20 protein-coding genes are annotated in these 17,708 nt (G+C 58.4%); 12 read left to right on the forward strand and 8 right to left on the reverse strand.

Annotated features, from left to right (window positions below; translation table 11 throughout):
* Nucleotides 1-17: 17 nt before the first annotated feature.
* The 3 genes from HUO14_RS01705 to HUO14_RS01715 form a co-directional block, all read right to left on the reverse strand.
* Entirely contained in the window at nucleotides 18-1,643 is a 1,626-nt protein-coding gene (locus HUO14_RS01705; protein WP_176278152.1) for a type II and III secretion system protein family protein, read from the reverse strand.
* Nucleotides 1,643-2,602 (reverse strand): Flp pilus assembly protein CpaB, encoded by a 960-nt coding sequence (gene cpaB / locus HUO14_RS01710; protein ID WP_176278153.1) that lies wholly within the window; start codon nucleotides 2,600-2,602, stop codon nucleotides 1,643-1,645. The genes HUO14_RS01705 and cpaB overlap by 1 nt, the downstream gene beginning before the upstream one ends.
* A gap of 74 nt (nucleotides 2,603-2,676) precedes the next feature.
* Entirely contained in the window at nucleotides 2,677-3,159 is a 483-nt protein-coding gene (locus HUO14_RS01715) for an A24 family peptidase (RefSeq protein WP_176278154.1), read from the reverse strand.
* 81 nt (nucleotides 3,160-3,240) lie between these two features.
* Here HUO14_RS01715 and HUO14_RS01720 point away from each other — a divergent pair, with 81 nt between their 5' ends.
* From HUO14_RS01720 to HUO14_RS01730, 3 genes are all read left to right on the forward strand, one after another.
* Complete coding sequence (locus HUO14_RS01720; RefSeq protein WP_246255147.1) at nucleotides 3,241-4,212, forward strand: alpha/beta fold hydrolase; 972 nt, start codon at nucleotides 3,241-3,243, stop codon at nucleotides 4,210-4,212.
* A complete protein-coding gene (locus HUO14_RS01725; RefSeq protein ID WP_176278155.1) occupies nucleotides 4,209-5,324 on the forward strand; it encodes an NAD(P)/FAD-dependent oxidoreductase in 1,116 nt (371 codons plus the stop codon). The genes HUO14_RS01720 and HUO14_RS01725 overlap by 4 nt, the downstream gene beginning before the upstream one ends.
* 84 nt (nucleotides 5,325-5,408) lie before the next feature.
* Entirely contained in the window at nucleotides 5,409-5,585 is a 177-nt protein-coding gene (locus HUO14_RS01730; protein ID WP_089134585.1) for a YegP family protein, read from the forward strand.
* A gap of 9 nt (nucleotides 5,586-5,594) precedes the next feature.
* Here the strand turns inward: HUO14_RS01730 and rnhA are convergent, their stop codons facing one another.
* Genes rnhA through ispH form a run of 3 tightly spaced genes read right to left on the reverse strand, consistent with a single transcriptional unit; the run spans nucleotide 5,595 to nucleotide 7,971 of the window.
* The gene (gene rnhA / locus HUO14_RS01735; RefSeq protein ID WP_176278156.1) at nucleotides 5,595-6,056 is read right to left on the reverse strand and encodes a ribonuclease HI; all 462 of its coding nucleotides are present in this window, start codon (nucleotides 6,054-6,056) and stop codon (nucleotides 5,595-5,597) included.
* Nucleotides 6,053-7,012: a homoserine kinase gene (thrB, locus tag HUO14_RS01740; RefSeq protein ID WP_176278157.1), complete on the reverse strand. Its 960-nt coding sequence runs from the start codon at nucleotides 7,010-7,012 to the stop codon at nucleotides 6,053-6,055. Before thrB ends, rnhA begins: the two co-directional genes overlap by 4 nt.
* Nucleotides 7,012-7,971: a 4-hydroxy-3-methylbut-2-enyl diphosphate reductase gene (gene ispH, locus HUO14_RS01745; protein WP_176278158.1), complete on the reverse strand. Its 960-nt coding sequence runs from the start codon at nucleotides 7,969-7,971 to the stop codon at nucleotides 7,012-7,014. Before ispH ends, thrB begins: the two co-directional genes overlap by 1 nt.
* Before the next feature lie 161 nt (nucleotides 7,972-8,132).
* On the opposite strand from ispH, the gene HUO14_RS01750 reads away from it, so the two are divergent.
* The 9 genes from HUO14_RS01750 to tatC all read left to right on the forward strand — a co-directional run bounded on the left by HUO14_RS01750 (nucleotide 8,133) and on the right by tatC (nucleotide 15,300).
* Nucleotides 8,133-8,789: a hypothetical protein gene (locus HUO14_RS01750; protein WP_176278728.1), complete on the forward strand. Its 657-nt coding sequence runs from the start codon at nucleotides 8,133-8,135 to the stop codon at nucleotides 8,787-8,789.
* Nucleotides 8,790-8,858: 69 nt separating this feature from the next.
* Nucleotides 8,859-10,583: an arginine--tRNA ligase gene (argS, locus tag HUO14_RS01755; protein ID WP_418889439.1), complete on the forward strand. Its 1,725-nt coding sequence runs from the start codon at nucleotides 8,859-8,861 to the stop codon at nucleotides 10,581-10,583.
* A gap of 27 nt (nucleotides 10,584-10,610) precedes the next feature.
* Complete coding sequence (locus HUO14_RS01760; RefSeq protein ID WP_176278160.1) at nucleotides 10,611-11,249, forward strand: SPOR domain-containing protein; 639 nt, start codon at nucleotides 10,611-10,613, stop codon at nucleotides 11,247-11,249.
* Between the two features lie 111 nt (nucleotides 11,250-11,360).
* A complete protein-coding gene (gene nagZ, locus HUO14_RS01765; protein WP_176278729.1) occupies nucleotides 11,361-12,380 on the forward strand; it encodes a beta-N-acetylhexosaminidase in 1,020 nt (339 codons plus the stop codon).
* Complete coding sequence (locus HUO14_RS01770) at nucleotides 12,377-13,162, forward strand: segregation and condensation protein A (RefSeq protein ID WP_176278161.1); 786 nt, start codon at nucleotides 12,377-12,379, stop codon at nucleotides 13,160-13,162. The genes nagZ and HUO14_RS01770 overlap by 4 nt, the downstream gene beginning before the upstream one ends.
* 46 nt (nucleotides 13,163-13,208) lie before the next feature.
* Nucleotides 13,209-13,850: an SMC-Scp complex subunit ScpB gene (gene scpB, locus HUO14_RS01775; RefSeq protein WP_176278730.1), complete on the forward strand. Its 642-nt coding sequence runs from the start codon at nucleotides 13,209-13,211 to the stop codon at nucleotides 13,848-13,850.
* Nucleotides 13,851-13,875: 25 nt separating this feature from the next.
* On the forward strand, nucleotides 13,876-14,106 hold the full coding sequence (locus HUO14_RS01780; protein ID WP_176278162.1) for a twin-arginine translocase TatA/TatE family subunit: 231 nt from the start codon (nucleotides 13,876-13,878) through the stop codon (nucleotides 14,104-14,106).
* A gap of 35 nt (nucleotides 14,107-14,141) precedes the next feature.
* Nucleotides 14,142-14,510, forward strand: a complete 369-nt coding sequence (gene tatB / locus HUO14_RS01785; protein ID WP_176278163.1) for a Sec-independent protein translocase protein TatB — start codon at nucleotides 14,142-14,144, stop codon at nucleotides 14,508-14,510.
* Nucleotides 14,511-14,523: 13 nt separating this feature from the next.
* Complete coding sequence (gene tatC, locus HUO14_RS01790) at nucleotides 14,524-15,300, forward strand: twin-arginine translocase subunit TatC (protein ID WP_176278164.1); 777 nt, start codon at nucleotides 14,524-14,526, stop codon at nucleotides 15,298-15,300.
* A gap of 93 nt (nucleotides 15,301-15,393) precedes the next feature.
* On the opposite strand, the gene HUO14_RS01795 is transcribed toward tatC, so the two are convergent.
* Together HUO14_RS01795 and HUO14_RS01800 are read right to left on the reverse strand one after the other, a co-directional pair.
* Nucleotides 15,394-15,483 carry an entericidin A/B family lipoprotein gene (locus tag HUO14_RS01795; RefSeq protein ID WP_418889438.1) on the reverse strand — a complete coding sequence of 30 codons (90 nt, stop codon included), beginning with the start codon at nucleotides 15,481-15,483 and terminating at the stop codon, nucleotides 15,394-15,396.
* Nucleotides 15,484-15,530: 47 nt separating this feature from the next.
* Nucleotides 15,531-17,678 carry a TonB-dependent receptor gene (locus HUO14_RS01800; protein ID WP_425500468.1) on the reverse strand — a complete coding sequence of 716 codons (2,148 nt, stop codon included), beginning with the start codon at nucleotides 17,676-17,678 and terminating at the stop codon, nucleotides 15,531-15,533.
* Between the last annotated feature and the right edge of the window lie 30 nt (nucleotides 17,679-17,708).

Below are 17,708 nucleotides of genomic sequence, written 5' to 3' on the forward strand. Positions count from 1 at the left end.
TGTTCTCCTGATCTGGCTTATTTGTCGAAGCTGAAACCAGGAGCAGCGCTGCCGGATTTCTTGGATTTTTTAGCGGATTTGGCTGGGACCTGTGGGTCCAGGCTACCAAAAGTCTGCCCTTCGGGAGCCGCCGGAGCGAGCGCCGGTTTTGGTCGATCGCCCCCGGTGCCGGAGTGGTTCCGGTTCATCAGGAAGCGTTCTGCATCATTGGCAGCCTTGAAGCCGTCAGTGGGCAGGACGATCTCGTTGTCGGTCACGGGTTTTACCAGATAAGGGGTGACAACGATCATCAGCTCGGTTTCATTCCGGCGATAGCCATCGGATTTGAACAAGGTGCCAAGGATTGGAACATCCGCCAGACCGGGCGTTTTATCGATTGCCGAGTTATAGCTGTTCTGCATCAGGCCGGCGATCATGAAGCTTTCGCCCGATCCAAGTTCAACGGTCGTCTCTGCCCGGCGGGTTGATACCGCGGGGATACTGAAACCGTTGAGGACAACGGCCCCGTTCGAGGTGATTTCCGAAACTTCCGGAGCGACGCGGATCGAAATCCGGCCGTTGGAAAGAACCGTCGGCGTATAGGACAGGCTGACACCAAAATTCTTGTACTGGACGGATACTTCACCCAGTCCGGTCGAAATCGGAATGGGGAACTCGCCGCCGGCAAGGAAGGTGGCGGTTTCACCCGAAATGGTCGTCAGGTTTGGCGAGGCCAGGGTGGTAACCAGACCGACTCGTTCCGATACGTCGAAAGCGGTTGCAATATCGACGCCGAACAGGCGGCCCGCTGCCTCGATGGTGTTGAGACCAGTTCCTGAAGTTGAGCTGAATTGTGTTCCGCCCGGAGTCACAAACTGACCGGTCGACGGATTGAACGGAAGCGAAATCGAACCTGCCGGCAGGCCGTAAAGTTGTGAAGCATCCAAAGAAGGGAAGCCCGCGGTGCTGAAATCGGTGATCGTACCGAAATTGCGTCCGCGCGATACACCGAACTGGAAGCCACCCGTTGTGTCGCGAGTCAGAAGATTGCCGTTGATTTCTTTGGCCAGCGATCGGCTGACTTCGGCAAAACGAACCTTCAGGTTAACCTGCATCGGCGTCGCTGTTTTCAGCCGGCTGACGACCCGCGTGCCCTCTCCGACAAACGCCTGGACCAGATTTTCTGCTTCTTCTGCATCGCTCGGATTGGCGATGGTGCCGGTCAGCAGCACGAAATTGTTGGTGGTGCTGACGGCAATATTCGCGTCCGGCATTGCCAGACCGAGCATCTGGTCGATCGAGGAAATCTCCGCACCGACTGCGATTTCTGCAGAAAAGACAACCTTGCCGGAGGCGCTGGTCGCATAAAAACTGGTCTGACCACCCTTTTTGCCGAAGATATATATCTGGCGCGGCGACCGTACCTGGACGTCCGCGATATTATTTTCGGCGATGAAGATATCTTCAATCGGCGATGGCAGAGTGATCAGTTTACCGCGGCCAACAGCGAGCGAGATGTTGGAATTCGGTTGCGAGACGTTGACCGACTGTGCGTTCAACGGGGTTGCGTTGTTGGCAGCGAGGGCCAATGCGAGGGCAGCCACGACGGCAGCGCCCATTGGCTTTTTCACCGAACGGCTATGCTTTGCATATATTACGGCCATTACTTGTCTCCAAACTCGATATCAGCGACCGCATTGCCGCGTGCAACGCGGACTACCGGACCTTTAGGTTTCTCTTTTTCAGCCAATGGCGGTGGCGAGCGCGTTTCAAAGCGTGACACATCGCCCCCGGTCGAGAAGGTCGATTTTTTGCTGCTTGGTCGCGCGGCCAGCGAACGGAGCATGTCGGCTTCAAGCACCGGATCATCTGTTTTCGGCAATTTGATCGCGCCGGAAGCAATAGCTTCTTCCAGCTCTGCTGCGCTGTCTGCCAGCGAACGCAGAGACAGGCTCAACGTCCCCAGGGTCTGGGCAACCGATATCTGCTCCGCAATTTTGGGGGTGGCTTCAAGAGTAACAAGCTTTGCCGTCTGGGGAATTTGCTGCCCTGCTTCATTTTTCGATGCGGTTATCCGGTTGTCGGTCGCCAGAACGCGCAAATTGCGGATAACGGTTTCCGAAACCTTGAGCTCAGGTCCTTCGCCCTGCACCGACTGGGTCAGCATCAGGTCGACCCGGTCGCCTGGGAAAACGAAGCCGGCGACACCGGTCAGGCCGGACACGGGGATCGTGACCGCGCGCATTCCGGGGCCGAGAGCTGCGGCTAGAAAGCCGCGATCACCCGGAGCAACGAGCGAGCCTTTGGTCATCGGCTGGCCGGCGGTGATCGGATTGCGTACCACGGTGCCTGCGAGCGTATTAAGATCGGTGCCTTCTTTCATGAAATAGGCTTCCTCGATCAGGTTCTTCGGCCAGGGCTGGAAACGGAAGCTGTCGGGCGTGATAATGGTGCCGACGGGAAGCGCACGAGTGGCGACGAGAATCTCTTCGCCAAGCACTTCGGTTTTTCTTGCTTCCGCTTGCGGCGCGGAGGCACCGTCAAACATGTTCTTGGCGAGCATCGCCGTGACCGCAGCCACGATCAGTGCGCCAACCAGCAAAATGATCTTCTTCTTGTCCATGACGTTTCACGCCTCCTGAATGCCCCCGCCCGAATGGTTCCATTGGCGGTCATTTCCTCTTTCGAGTAAATTGGTTAAAATATCGTTTGTGAACTTTGCCCCACGATGCCCCAAATGGTCCAAAGCCCCGCAAAAGCGATGGCCACGCCATATGGAACCTTTATTGGACCCTCGGTCTTTTTGATTCTCTTGCCGATCATCATTAACAACGTCAGCACGCCGCCGGCGATTGACATGATCACCAAGAGTTCGAGAAAAGTCAGCCAATGCATCCAGAAAGCAAGGGCCGTCAGCAGTTTGACGTCACCGCCACCCATCGCACCGATCGCGAACATTCCGGCGAATATGGTAAATATGACAGCAGCCAAACCGATTTGCCCGGCGATCTCCGGCCAGAATGTCATGCCGCTGGCGATCCAGAGAGCCGGAGCAGCAAGCGCGATCGAGAGATTCAGCCAGTTCGAGATATGGCGTCTCTTGAGGTCGGTAATTGCTGCGACAATCAGTGCAATTGCCAATCCGCCCCAGAGCAAGTAGATGAAGGTTTCGCTATCCATAGACAGACCGTCTAGTTAATTTGCCTTACCAAATAGTAACCACGATTACCGGAGCGGTTTTTATCTTCCGACAGTGTGACAATGACCAAGCGTGACATGACAGGCGTCCAGGCCGAGCGCTTTGATCGCCGTGCGATTCCGTCGGGTGCAGAAGAACAGACCTGGATCGGACCCGATGGCTGGCGATTCAGGCAATTGGAATGGCGGCAGGACAAGCCGAGAGGATCGGTCCTGTTCATGACCGGACGGGCTGACTTCTACGAGAAATATCTTGAAACATTTCACGACTTTCACAGCCGCGGATGGAATATCACCACGGTTGACTGGCGCGGGCAGGGCGGATCGGGGCGTTGCGGCGCGCATCCGCATGTCGGCCATATCGATGATTTTGCGACATGGACGGGTGATCTGGCGGCCTTATATGATCAATGGCACGCCAGCCGCCCCGGACCGCATGTCGTGCTTGGCCACAGCATGGGCGGGCATCTGGTTTTGCGAGCGCTGACCGAGAACCTTATTCAGCCCGATGCCGCCATATTAAGCGCGCCGATGCTCGCTCCCGCTGGCGGCGGCATGCCGGAATGGACAGCGCAATTGATTGCCAAGTTCATGTGCGTTCTGGGCCGTGCCGGGCGGCGTGCCTGGAAGGCGGCTGATAATCCGCTGGAGCCACAAATATTGCGCCAAGGCCTGCTGACCCACGATGCCGCCCGCTATTCGGACGAATTTTTCTGGTTTCGCGAGCGTCCCTTCGTCCGCCTGGGACCGGCGAGCTGGCGTTGGGTCGAACGGGCTTATTCCTCGACCAGAAAGCTGCGGAACCGGCGAAAACTGTCGCGAATGGATATCCCGATTCTGATATTGGCGACCTCGACGGACGAACTGGTGGATCACCCGACGATCGAGCGGGCGGTCGGTCTGATGCCCAAGGCCGAACTGAAATTGTTCGGACCGGAATCCGCCCACGAGATTTTTCGGGAAGTTGACGATGTCCGCGATTCGGCACTCAACGCCTGTTTCTCCTTTCTTGACCGAGTAGCACCCCCACAATGAAAGAATTTGATGTCGCCATAATCGGCGCCGGCATTGCCGGAGCCAGTATCGCCTCCGAGATTGGCGCGGATCGGTCGGTTCTGCTGCTCGAGGCCGAGGACCAGCCCGGCTATCATTCGACCGGCCGCTCGGCCGCGTTCTGGACGGAAACTTACGGTGGGCCCCGGGTTCAGCCCCTGACGTCGGCATCCAGAGCATTTCTCGACGAGCCACCGGCGGATTTCTCTCCGACCGGCTTCCTCGGTCCGCGCCGCGCTATCAACATCGGCCAGGACGAACAGCGGCATCTGGCAGAGGAGTTTCTCGCGGAATTCGACGGCAGTGGCCTGACCATGGAGCGTTGGTCCTGGGAGCAGGCGACCGCGCTCGTTCCTGACTTGAAACCTGTCTGGAAACACGCGGTTTATGAGCCGGATTGCCGTGATATCGACGTTGCCGCATTGCATGCCGCCTATCTGAGAGACGCAAAACGGAAGGGGGTGGAACTCCTCTGCCGGGCACCGGTTTCGCAAATCCGGAAGGATGACCGGGGATGGGAGCTGACCGCGAGAGAAGAGATTTATCACGCGACTGTGCTCGTCAACGCTGCCGGTGCCTGGGCAGACAGCGTCGCGCGGCTGGCTGATGTGAAGCCGATTGGTATCCAGCCGCTGATTCGCAACATGGTCCAGATCGAAACCGATCCGCCATCGTCGCTGGATATGCCGTTGGTTGTCGGACTGGATGGCAGTTTCTATTTCAAACCGGAACCGGGCGGGGGCTATTGGCTTAGTCCGCACGACGAAATTCCATCCGAGCCGGGGGACGTTGCGCCGGACGAGCTAAGCGTTGCGATCGCCATTGACCGGTTTGAAAAGGCGGTGGATGTGAAGGTCAAACGGGTTAGCCGGAAATGGGCCGGCCTGCGCAGCTTTGCCCCGGATCGTCTGCCGGTTATCGGCTTTGATGGCGCAGACTCCGATTTCTTCTGGTTTGCCGGGCAGGGCGGTTTTGGTATCCAGACAGCTCCGGCTGCTGCGAAACTCGCCCGATCGGTGCTGCTGGGGCAGGCCCCCGACGAAAGCCTGCACGCTATTGATGTCAGTCTCTACGCGGCTTCGCGTTTTTCCTAGGAAGCAAGGTTTTACAAGCGGGGCGTTGCGATGTCTGTCTGAGGCTCTATGTTTCCAGACACCCAACAGAAGGAGAGTATCGAGATGGCGCATAAATTCGAAATCTGGAAAGACAAGAAGGGCGAATTTCGCGTTCGCTTCAAATATAATAGCGAAGTCATTTTCTCGACCGAAGGCTATTCCAGCAAAGCCAGCGCCAAGAATGCGATCAGTTCGATCCTGAAAAACGGACCGAACGCGGAGATTGAAGACAATAGCTAGGGACTGACCCTAGAAATTGCGGCCATTTGCGGCGATGTTCATGGCAGCATCGCTGGCCAGCTGGTCGGCGCGCTCATTGTCGGCGTCGCCTGCATGGCCCTTGACCCACTCCCATTCGATCTGATGGGGTTCGACCGCCTTTAAGAGGTCCTGCCAGAGATCGGCATTCTTGACCGGCTTTCGCGCGGCTGTTCTCCAGCCGTTTTTCTGCCAGCCGAAAATCCATTGGGTAATGCCGTCTTTTACATATTTGCTGTCGATTGACAGCTTGACCTTGCAGGGGCGCTTGAGCGTGTTGAGCGCCTCGATGGCGGCGCGCAACTCCATGCGGTTATTGGTGGTGTCCGGTTCCCCGCCGGAAATTTCCTTTTCCTTGTCACCAAAACGGATCAGCGCGCCCCAGCCGCCGGGTCCCGGATTGCCCTTGCACGCACCGTCTGTGGCTATTTCTACGATCTGCGTTTCGGTCATGGTTTGAAAATATCCGGATGGTTTTGATAATATCGCAGCCGCTGGAGAAAGGCTTGCGGCGGCTTGCGGGTGACCAGCGCATCGGCCGGCGTGTTGATCCAGTCATAGGCCCGCGTCAGCAGGAACCGGAGCGCTGCGCCGCGGGCCAGCAAGGGAAGCGCCTCGCGTTCGGCATCGCTGAGCGCGAAGGCCGAGGCGTATCCCGCGATCAAGGCTTGTGAGACGGGGTCGTGAAAATCGGTGCCGTCGTCCGAAAAGCACCAGGCTGCGTGGGTCACGGCGAGATCATAGGCACGGATATCGGTGCAGGAGAAGTAAAAGTCGATCAGGCCGGTGACCCGATCGCCGAGCATTAACACATTGTCGGGGAAAAGGTCTGCGTGAATAACCGAGCGGGGCAGGTGGTGCGGCCAATGTTGGTCGAGATGATCCAGTTCATCGGCAATCGCCTGCGCAAGGCCCGGGGCGATTTTGTCGAGTTCGGCCGGACCACATTGCTCCGCCAGCGACCACCAGCCGTCATGATCAAGGCTGTTGCGTCGTTCAGGCCCGAAATCGGCAAGCGCTCTGTGCATCTCGCCCAGTGCTTCGCCTGTCGCGCGTGCTTGGGCGGCGGTCGGGTGGCTGACGGAAACGCCGGGCAGAAATTTTATCAGACAGGCGCGGCGCCCGCAAAGGTTGTGGATTTTCGTCCCTTCGCGGTCGGCGATCATCGGCGGTACCAGACAGCCATGCTCGGCCAGATGGTCGAGCATGGCGATGAAAAACGGCAGGTCGGCGGGGTCGACCCTTTTTTCATACAAGGTCAGGATGAACCGGTCCTGGGTTGTTTCCAGCAGATAATTGCTGTTCTCCACGCCTTCGGCAATGCCCTTGGCAGACACCAGTGTTCCGGCATCGAAACGGGTGAGGAACTGGTCGATTTCCTCTGCGCTGACCTTGGTATAGACCGCCATCAGGCCGCTTCGAGTCCGCGGGGCAGTTTGAAGACCATATTCTCGTCAGCGGTCGTGACCTTTTCCTCGCGGATGTCGAAATGGCCTTCGAGCAGGAGGCGTACCTCGTTCACCAATATTTCCGGCGCCGATGCTCCAGCGGTCAGGCCCAGGCTGTTGACGCCATCCAGCCAGGCGAGGTCGATTTCGCTGGCGCGCTGGATCAGTTTCGCTCTTGCGCCGCAGCGCTCGGCAACCTCTACCAGGCGCAGGCTGTTCGAGCTGTTGGGAGCGCCGATGACAAACACGAGTTCGCAGGTTTCTGCGATTTTCTTAACCGCATCCTGACGGTTGGAGGTGGCGTAGCAGATATCCTCGCCTTTTGGTCCGACGATGGAGGGGAAACGCGCCTGCAGTGCCGCGACAATCGCATGGGTGTCATCGACCGACAAGGTCGTCTGGGTCAGAAAAGCGAGCGCGTCCGGATCTGCCGGGTCCAGCGCGGCGACATCCTCGAGCGTTTCCACCAGGGTCATCTGGCCTTCCTCGACCTGGCCGAAAGTGCCGATCACCTCGGGGTGATAGGCGTGGCCCACGAAAATGATATGGCGGCCTGCTTCGGTTTGCCGTTCCGCCTGACGATGGACCTTGGATACCAGGGGACAGGTCGCATCGAGATATTCCAGACCACGCTCTTCGGCTTTATGGGGAACAGCCTTGGGCACGCCGTGCGCCGAAAAAACGACAGGCACGCCATCGGGCACTTCGTCCAGTTCCTCGACAAATATCGCGCCCATTTTCTTCAATTCGTCGACAACATAGCGGTTGTGGACGATTTCGTGCCGGACATAGACCGGTGCGCCATATTTTTTAATCGCCAGCTCGACGATTTTTATGGCGCGGTCGACGCCTGCGCAAAAGCCGCGAGGCGCTGCCACAAGCAAGTCAATCTGCCGTTTTTGCTTATCCGAATGAATCATAATCAGGTCCTTAGGGAATAACTGCACCGGCGAAAAGCCCGTCTGTTCATCTTATGGACGGTTGCACCGCATTAAAGGCACAGATAAGGGTTGCGGGATTTTTATCGATACGCATGAAGCCTATGTGTGTTGCCCGTGATCAAAGGCAAGGATTGAGAATGATGGCGAATGGCCGGTTGAAGAAATTAGTTTTGGTGACGGTCTCGATTTTGGCTGTCAGCGGATGTGCAAAAGACGGTGCTCTCGACGTCAGTTCGGGTGTCGGCGTATCGGTCACTCGCACAGGTTGTCCTGCCGTTGCGGTTCCTGACCATACGGGCGATATCACCATCTTCAATCCTGTGAACAGCACCGATTCCAGCGCGATTGATGTTGTCGCCAATATTACCAACCTGCGGTCGACCTGCAACAGCGAAGGCGAGCGGATATATACAGAAGCGACCTTTGACGTTCGCGCCGTTCGCACCCGTCCAACCGGTGCCCGCACGGTTACCGTTCCATATTTCTCCACCGTCATCCAGGGCGGCACCGCAGTGGTCGCCAAGCGGATCAACAATGTAACGCTGCAATTTGCCGATGGTGACTATCGCGCTTCGGCTTCGGCCAAGGCAGGCTCTTATGTCGACGCCTCTGCAGCGCGTTTGCCCGAAGATGTGATCGAACGCCTGACCCGCAAGCGCAAGGCCGGAGACCCCGATGCCGCGCTTGACCCGCTGGCTGATCCGGCCGTTCGGGCCGCTGTCGCGCGCTCTTCTTTCGAATTGCTCGTCGGTTTCCAGCTTACCCAGGCACAGTTGCAATATAACGCTACCCGATAGGGTTGCCTGAAATGACGAATGTTCGCGCCTGATCCAGTCGGGCCCCTTTTCCTATGATGAATTGAGCCAATCATGCTGTTCCAGATTTTTCAGAAACATGTTGATGCTGTTTTGGATGAACTGACCGAAGCGGGGACCTTGCCTGCCGGGTTGGACCGTTCCAATGTCACGCTCGAGCCGCCCCGCGACCCTGCGCACGGCGACCTGTCGACCAATGCCGCGATGGTGCTGTCAAAAGCTGCTGGCATGAAACCGCGCGATCTGGCGGAAAAGATCACGGAAAAGCTGGGCCAGCTCGACGATGTCCAGTCGGTGGACATTGCCGGCCCCGGGTTCATCAACCTGCGGGTGGCCGAACCGGTCTTGCTGCGGGAATTGCTTGAAATCGCAGAGCTTGGGTCCGAATATGGTCGGTCGGACAAAGGCCGGGGCGTCACCGTCAATGTCGAATATGTTTCCGCCAATCCGACCGGACCAATGCACATGGGTCATTGTCGCGGTGCGGTCGTCGGCGATGCGCTGGCCGATTTGCTCGAAGCGGTCGGTCACAAGGTGATCCGGGAATATTATGTCAATGACGCCGGCTCGCAGGTCGCCACGCTCGCCCGTTCGGCGCATCTGCGCTATCGCGAAGCGCTTGGCGACGATATCGGCGCGATACCGGAGGGGCTTTACCCGGGCGATTATCTGAAGCCGGTCGGCGAAGCGCTGGCCGCCGAATTTGGCGATAAATACAAGGATAGCGCCGAATCCGAATGGTTGCTGATTTTCCGCAAGGCAGCGGTTGCCAAGATGATGGACATGATCCGCTCGGATCTCGCCCTGCTCGGCATCCGGCATGATGTCTTCTCGTCCGAAGCCGACCTGCATGCTGCCGGCAAGGCGGATATCGCCGAAGCCGAGCTGCGGTCGCGCGATCTGGTTTACGACGGAGTGCTTGAGCAACCAAAGGGCAAGGTCATCGAGGACTGGGAAGCGGTCGAGTTGCCTTTGTTCCGCTCGACCCAATTCGGCGATGACCAGGACCGTCCGATCAAGAAATCCGACGGCAGCTGGACCTATTTTGGCGGCGATCTCGCTTACCATTTCCAAAAAGCCCAGAGCGCCGACGAGCTGATCAATATCTGGGGTGCCGATCACAGCGGCACGGTCAAGCGGATCAAGGCTGCGGTTGCGGCGCTGACCGAAGGCAAGACCAAGTTTGACGTCAAACTGGTCCAGATGGTGCGCCTGCTGCGCAACGGCGAGCCGGAGAAAATGTCCAAGCGCTCGGGCAATTTCGTTACCATTGCCGATATGGTCGAGGAAGTGGGCAAGAATGCGGTGCGTTTCACGATGCTGATGCGCAAGGCCGACGCCCAGATGGACTTTGATTTTGCCAAGGTGATGGAAGCGTCCCGCGACAACCCGGTTTTCTATGTGCAATATGCCCACGCCCGTATCCAGTCGATCCTGCGCAAGGCGGCAGACGAGGGCGTCCTGCCTTCGCCGGACAAGCTGGACAACCTCGGCGAGGAGGAGATGGACCTGATCAAGATGGCCGCGCAATTCCCGCGGATTGTCGAATCGGCGGCGGCTTCCCGTGAGCCGCACCGAGTCGCATTCTATCTGAATGACCTCGCGGCGGCATTTCATGCTTTTTATAATCTGGGCAATGACCGGCCTGAGAAGCGGATCATAATGGTTAACGACCCGGAAACGACATCGGCAAGGCTTTTCTTAGCCAAGAATATCGGGCAGACTATCAGGAACGGCCTTGCCCTGATGGGCGTCGAGGCCTCTGAATCGATGTGATTAGCCCTTTGGCTTATGGAGTGTATGATGTCTGACACCACCCGCGAAAATCTTGATCTGGACGACGAAGATCGTCTGCCATGGCTGGAATCAGCCGAAGATTATGATGATGACGGTGAATATTCGCCGATCCGGGTTGCCCTGTTTGTCGGTGCCGGTTTGCTGCTGCTGGCTGCGATCGTCGGTGGCATCTACTGGCTGCAGAACCGCGATGGCGGCGGGCTTGACGGTGACGGTGAATTGATCGCGGCGCAGGAAGGCGATTACAAGGTTCGCCCAGATGATCCGCAGGCACGGCAGTTTGAAGGCGAGGGCGACGCCAGCTTTGCGGCCAGCGAGGGCAAGGACACGCCAGCGCAACTGGGCGATCCGGTGCAAACCGAAGCGCCGATCCGCAAGTCGGATGCCGCGCCCGCTGCTGCGGGCGCAGGCTCCGCCATGGTCCAGCTTGGAGCCTATAGTTCGGCGAGCCTCGCTGATGGCAGCTGGTCCGGCTATACACGGCGTTTTGAAGCGATCGGCGCGCTGCCGAAGAAGATTATTCGCGGCACCGTTGATGGCGGCACCATTTACCGGCTGAATGCGGTTGCGCCAAGCTACGAGGCGGCACAGCAGTTGTGCAACAACCTCAAGGCTGCGGGCGAAAGCTGCCTCGTCGTTCGCTAATTTTGGGCAATAGATGGTTGAAGCGCTGTGGATAACGGCGCTTTTGCCTTTACCCGGCTGCCAAACGGCGCAAGTATAAGATATGTTGCGTGAGATAAATTTGCCATGGCTATGACACCAGCGGTTTTTGGAGTGGCGGGCCTGAGCCTGACCGCCTCGGAAAAGGATTTCTTTCGCGACAGCGATCCTGCCGGCTACATCATTTTCGGTCGCAATATCGAAAGCAAGGCGCAGCTGCGCGCGCTGACCGACGAGTTGCGGGCAATCCATGGCCGCGATGATCTGGCGATCCTGATTGACCAGGAAGGCGGTCGTGTGGCGCGGATGCAGGAACCGATCTGGCCCAGATTCCCTGCCGGTGAAGTCTTTGACAAGATTTATGATATCGCACCCGCCACCGCGATCGAGGCGGCGCGTCTCAATGCGCAGGCGATTGCCGTCAGCATGCGCGAAGTGGGGATCACGGTGGACTGCCTGCCGCTGCTCGATGTCCGCCAGCCGGACGCCGATAATGTCATAGGTGACCGCGCTCTGGGCAGCGAACCGATGCGGGTTGCCGCTCTCGGTCGAGCGATCCTCGACGGCTTGCAGCGTGGCGGCGTGGTTGGCGTGGTCAAACATCTGCCCGGTCACGGCCGGACCAGCGTCGACACGCACAAGGCCTTGCCGACGGTCACTGCCAGCGACGAAGAGCTGGAGCTCGATCTCGCCCCGTTCAAGACGCTGAACAAGGCGGTCATGGGGATGACCGGCCATTTGCTGTTTACCGCCTGGGATGCCGAGACACCGTCGACTCTGTCGAAAACCGTCGTTCAGGACATCATTCGCGACCGGATCGGTTTCGACGGGCTGCTGTTCACCGATGACCTCGATATGGAAGCGCTCTCCGGAACCGTTCCCGAGCGGGCCGAACGGGCGCAGGCGGCAGGATGCGATATCGCGCTCAATTGCTGGGCCAGGATGGATGACATGACCGGGATTGCCGAACGGCTGACCCCGATGTCGGACAAGGTGCAGGAGCGGCTGGATCTGGCGATGGCAACAATCGCCGAGACAAAGGACGCTGGTGACGCTGACGAAATGGCGGCACTGGTCGCCCGACGCGATGAACTGATAGCGGCGGCGGCATGAGCGAAGAGCGGGAAAACGAAAGCTTCTTTTTCCCGGCAGAATCGGTCGCTCCGGATGAGGACGCGCTGACGCTGAACATCGACGGCTGGGAAGGGCCGCTGGATCTTCTGCTCGCCCTGGCGCGCAACCAGAAGGTGGATCTGCGCGAGATTTCAATTCTCGAGCTGGTTCAGGAATATCTCAAATATATCGCCAGCGCCCAGACATTGAGGCTGGAACTGGCGGCCGACTATCTGGTGATGGCGGCCTGGCTGACCTATCTGAAATCGGGGCTGCTCTTGCCGAAAGACCCGGAGATCGATCCTTCGCCGGAAGAGCTCGCCTTGCGGCTGCAAATGCGCCTCGAACGGCTGAACGCAATGCGCGAGTCGGGCGCGCGTCTGCTGGCGAGGGACCGGATCGGACGGGACGTCTTCATGCGCGGCGCTCCGGAAGGGCTGAGGGTCGTAAAGGACCGGCAGTGGCAGGCGGAATATTATGACCTGATCACCGCTTATTCGCGGGTAAAAACTCGCAATGCTCCCGCGATTCATATCGTCCGGCAGCGGATGGTAATGACGCTGGAGGATGCATTGGCGCGGGTGTCGCTGATGCTCGGGGAGGCGATCGACTGGATGGATATCCGGCATTTTCTGCCCCCCGGTGCGCCGGCGGAACTCCGCAAATCGGCGCTAGCGTCCAGTTTTCTGGCGACGCTGGAATTGGCCCGACAAGGGAAGCTGATATTGCAGCAGGAGGGCAGTTTCGCTCCGCTGAGGATCAAGGCGACGACGAATGGATGAGCATGACATGGAAGACACAAGCCTGATTGAGCCAGACACAGAGGCGATGGATATCGGCAAGCGGGCGGTCGAGGCAACGCTTTTTGCGTCGGAAAAGCCGATGACAATCGCCGATATCAAGGCCTATGTCGGTGATGAACTCGACATCCGCCAAATATTGGCGGAATTGCAGGAGGATTTCCAGCATCGCGGGATCATATTGGTTCGGACCGGTGACCGCTGGCATTTCCAGACGGCCCATGACCTCTCCCACCTGTTGCGTCGCGAACGGGCGGAGCTGCGGAAGCTCAGCCGCGCCGGCATGGAGACGCTCGCGATCATCGCCTATCACGAACCGGTCAGCCGTGCCGAAATCGAAGCCATTCGCGGTGTTCAGGTGGCAAAGGGCACGCTCGATGTCCTGATGGAAGCTGGCTGGGTGCGTCCGGCCGGTCGGCGGGAAGTGCCGGGCAGGCCGCTGATCTACGCGACCACCGCGGAATTTCTGACCCATTTCGGTCTGGCCAGCCGCAAGGACTTGCCAGGTCTTGATGATCTGAAAGCCGCGGGATTGCTCGATCCGGTGGATCTCGTGCTCGACCAGATGGAGCTGGAAGACGAGATCGAAGAGGCGGCAACGGTATCCGCAGAGCAAGAGTTTGCAGGTGATGACGGTGTTTTGCTGGAAAACCAGAGTGAAAGCGCTTAAATAGGGCGCTTAAGGAGAATATCGCATGCAACCGAGTGTTTGGCAGATTTTAATTGTAGCGGCGCTGGTGCTGATTCTATTTGGTCGTGGCCGCATTTCCGAAATGATGGGCGATGTCGGAAAGGGCATCCGTTCTTTCAAGAAGGGCATTACCGAGGAAGAAGCGAGCGCGGAAAAACCGACTCCCAAGATTGACAGCAAGTCCGGCGATGCGTCGGCCGAGACCAGCAAAACCGCCGACAAAACGGCTGTTTGAGCCGGCCGGCCTCTAGCCTTAGGGCCGCATAGAACATGTTTGACCTGTCCATATCCGAGATCGCGATTATAGCGATCATTGCCGTTGTCGTCATCGGGCCCAAGGAATTGCCGCGGGCGCTGGCGACGGCGGGAAAATGGATGGCCAAGGGCCGCGGCGTAATGGCCAATTTCCGTACCGGGCTCGATGCCATGGTCCGTGAAGCCGAGCTTCAGGAAATGGAAAAGAAATGGGCCGCCGAGAATGACCGGATCATGAAGGAATATCCGGCGCTTCCCGACGACGCTGTGGCGGACGAACCGAAGATGGAGCCGCTGGAAGGCCCGCCCGCAGAGGTGCCGGAACCGTCCGATCCTGTGGACGATCGACCAGACTTGCCGCCCGCAGGCGATCCCAAACCATGAACGATCCCAAGCCATGAACGATCAAAGCCAGCCTGATCTGGACGACAGCAAGGCGCCGCTGATGGAGCATCTGATCGAGCTTCGGCAGAGACTGTTATGGTCGGTGGCTGCGCTGGTGGTGGCCTTTCTCGCCAGCATGTTTTTCGCCGACGAGATTTTCGGTATTCTCGTACAGCCGCTCACCGATGCCTTTCCGGCGGGTGAGGGGAAGCTGATCTACACCAAATTGTATGAAGCCTTTTTCGTCGAGATCAAGGTGGCGATGTTCGCGGCCTTCTTCATCGCTTTTCCGATCATTTCAAACCAGCTCTGGGCCTTCGTCGCGCCCGGCCTCTATGCCAACGAGAAAAAGGCCTTTCTGCCCTTTCTGGTGGCGACGCCGGTGCTGTTCGTCGCGGGAGCCTCGCTGGCCTATTTCATCGTCATGCCGACCGCGTTCAGATTCTTTCTGGGATTTGAAGGGACGGTTGGCGGTTTGCAGCAGGAAGCCCTGCCGGCGATGGGCGACTATCTCTCGCTCGTTATGCAGTTCATATTGGCGTTCGGCGTCTGCTTCCAGCTGCCGGTGCTGCTGTTGCTGCTGAACCGTGCGGGCATTGTCAGCCGTCAGCAGCTAAAGTCCATTCGTCGCTATATGATTGTGGGCGCTTTTGCGCTGGCAGCGATCCTGACACCGCCGGATGTGGTGTCGCAGCTGATGCTCGGCATTCCGCTGATCCTGCTCTACGAAGTCTCGCTGCTGATCATGTGGTTCACCGAGCGGAAGAAAAAAGAAATCGTTCCGTCCTGATCAACCCGGCGACGCGATACCGTTGGTAGTGAACCTGCCGAAGCACGTCTGTTGACCAGTTCCGTTCTTCGACAGGTTTTGGACTAACGGTCGTCAGTCAATGGCTTTTTCGCCGGCTTTTCCAACCGACTCAATATCCCGACCGGCACCTTTGACGGTGTTGCAGGCGCTGAGCAGAACCATGGTTGAAATCAAGATGGCTACGGTAATTTTCTGCATTTCAAAATATCCTAAAAACTGAACTTTGCACTTACGCGAATATCACGACCGGACAAAGGTACATAGTCTTTAGTGAACGAGGCATGACGGCGTGCGTTGACATCGAAAATATTATTCGCCGAGGCGAGCAGGGTGATGCCGCCATCCTTGCCAAAGGGGCGCCAGGCAGCGGTTGCGTTGACCATGGTAAACCCGTCGGTCGTGGTTTCAAACGCCGCGACTTTATTCTGGCTGGCCGACCATTCCACTTCGGCGCGCAGGTCGAGATTGTCGCTCTGCGCCTTGAGTCCGCCCAGCAGACGGAGTGGCGGGATGCGCGGAACCGGTCCGCCGCCATCGTCGATCTTGGCGTGCACATAGTCGGCCACGCCATCGGCAACCAGATCAAAATTGCCGAAACGCGCGACAACCGCTGACGCAGAGGCTTCGAAGCCGTAATAAGTCGCATCGCGCTGGAAATACTGGAACACCGGAAGGCCGTCTTCCTCCGCTCCGGTGGCCGCTTCGAAAATATAGTCGTTGAAAAAATTGCTATAGGCCGTTGCGCTGAGCTGTAGGTCATCGCTGTCCCAGCGCGCGTAAAGCTCGCCGCCCCAGCTCTTTTCCGTGGTGAAATCGGGATTGCCGATTTCAAAGGCCTGGGTGGCGATATGAGGCCCGTTGGAGAGCAGCTCTTCTGCCGAAGGCGCGCGTTCCGATCGCGATAAATTCGCACCGATCTTGAACGGATTGTCGTCGGGGGCGTAAGCCACACCGACGGCCGCGGAGACCGTATTGAAGCTGCGGTCGAAATCGATGCTGTTGGCAGAAATATTGGCCTGGTCAAAGCGCAGCGCGCCTTCCAGTTCGAGATATCCGAGATCGGCCTCCTGCACAGTGAAAAAGGCCCAGCTTTCGATCGTGTTCTTGGGGACGAAGGCTTCTGCGCCAATAGCGTTGAAATCGCGCACCAGTATCTGGCTGCCTATCACGCCGCGCCAGCCATCATGATCGGCCTGCACCAGTTCGGCGCGGGCCTCTATGCCGGAGACGGAGAAAACCGTGCCGATTTCGTCGCCTTCAAATTCGGTATGCGTGTAATCCGAATAGCCGGCGCGGAAATTCAGGGCTTCGAAGAAGCCGCCCATGTTCACGCCGCCGCGCAGGTCGGCCCGATATTGTTTCAGTCCGATGGTGACCGGGCCTTCCTCTTCATGGCCTTCCTCTTCTTCATCATCGTCATCTTCCTCGCCGTGCGCATGACCCGCGCCAGGGCGCCCGGGGACACCATAATCCGTGTCATAATAGCTGATCGAGAAGCCCAGATTGCCTCCGTCATCGATATAGGCAATCCCGGCGCCTGCTGTCTGGGTGCGGCTGGCAGTATTGGCCACACGGCCGGACTGATTGGCTGCCTCGGTCAGTTCTGCGGCCTCGTCAAGATGGCCTTCCTCAGCTTCTTCTGCTGCATCCGCCAGCACATCTGCGCGCAACGCCGGTGACAGGACATAGCCCGGCACCCGGACATCACCGGTGTCACGGAAGCTGCCATCGGCGTGGATTACCAATTTGGGGGTCAGTGGCACATCGACCGATCCGGCGATGCTCCAGTCATCGGCGGCGCTGCCATAGCCGCCGATCGCGTCGAGATGGACGGCATCGTCAGGAATGTCGCGCGGGATACGCTTGTCGATTACATTGACCGCGCCGCCAATCGCGTCACCGCCGAACAGCAGAACCGCAGGACCGCGCAAGACTTCGACCCGCTGGGCGGTCAACGGATCAATGGTAACCGCGTGATCGACCGAGGTGTTGGATGCGTCGAGCGAGCCGATGCCGTCGGTGAGAACCCGGACCCGCGGTCCTTGGAAGCCGCGCAGAACCGGGCGCGATGATCCGGGAGCAAAGGAGGTGGACGAAACGCCGGGCAGGCCGGTCAGACTGTCGCCGATCTGGCCGCGCAGATCCTCTGCCAACTGGTCTCCGGAGAGGACGGATGTACCAGCCAATATGTCGAGCTGCTCGACATAGGGAGCGGTGACCACGATCATATCGTCATTGTGGAAATCGTCGGAGAGACCGTCGGCGCGCTGCTGGGCAGACGTGTCTTTCTGAGCGAGGGCGGGAGCGGCAGGCAGTGTCAGGATCGCTGCGGAAATAAGGAATTTTCTGTGGGACAAGATCATTTCTTCCATGGCTTGAGGGCGGCG

The organism is Parasphingorhabdus flavimaris, assembly GCF_013371215.1.
Lineage (GTDB): Bacteria > Pseudomonadota > Alphaproteobacteria > Sphingomonadales > Sphingomonadaceae > Parasphingorhabdus > Parasphingorhabdus flavimaris.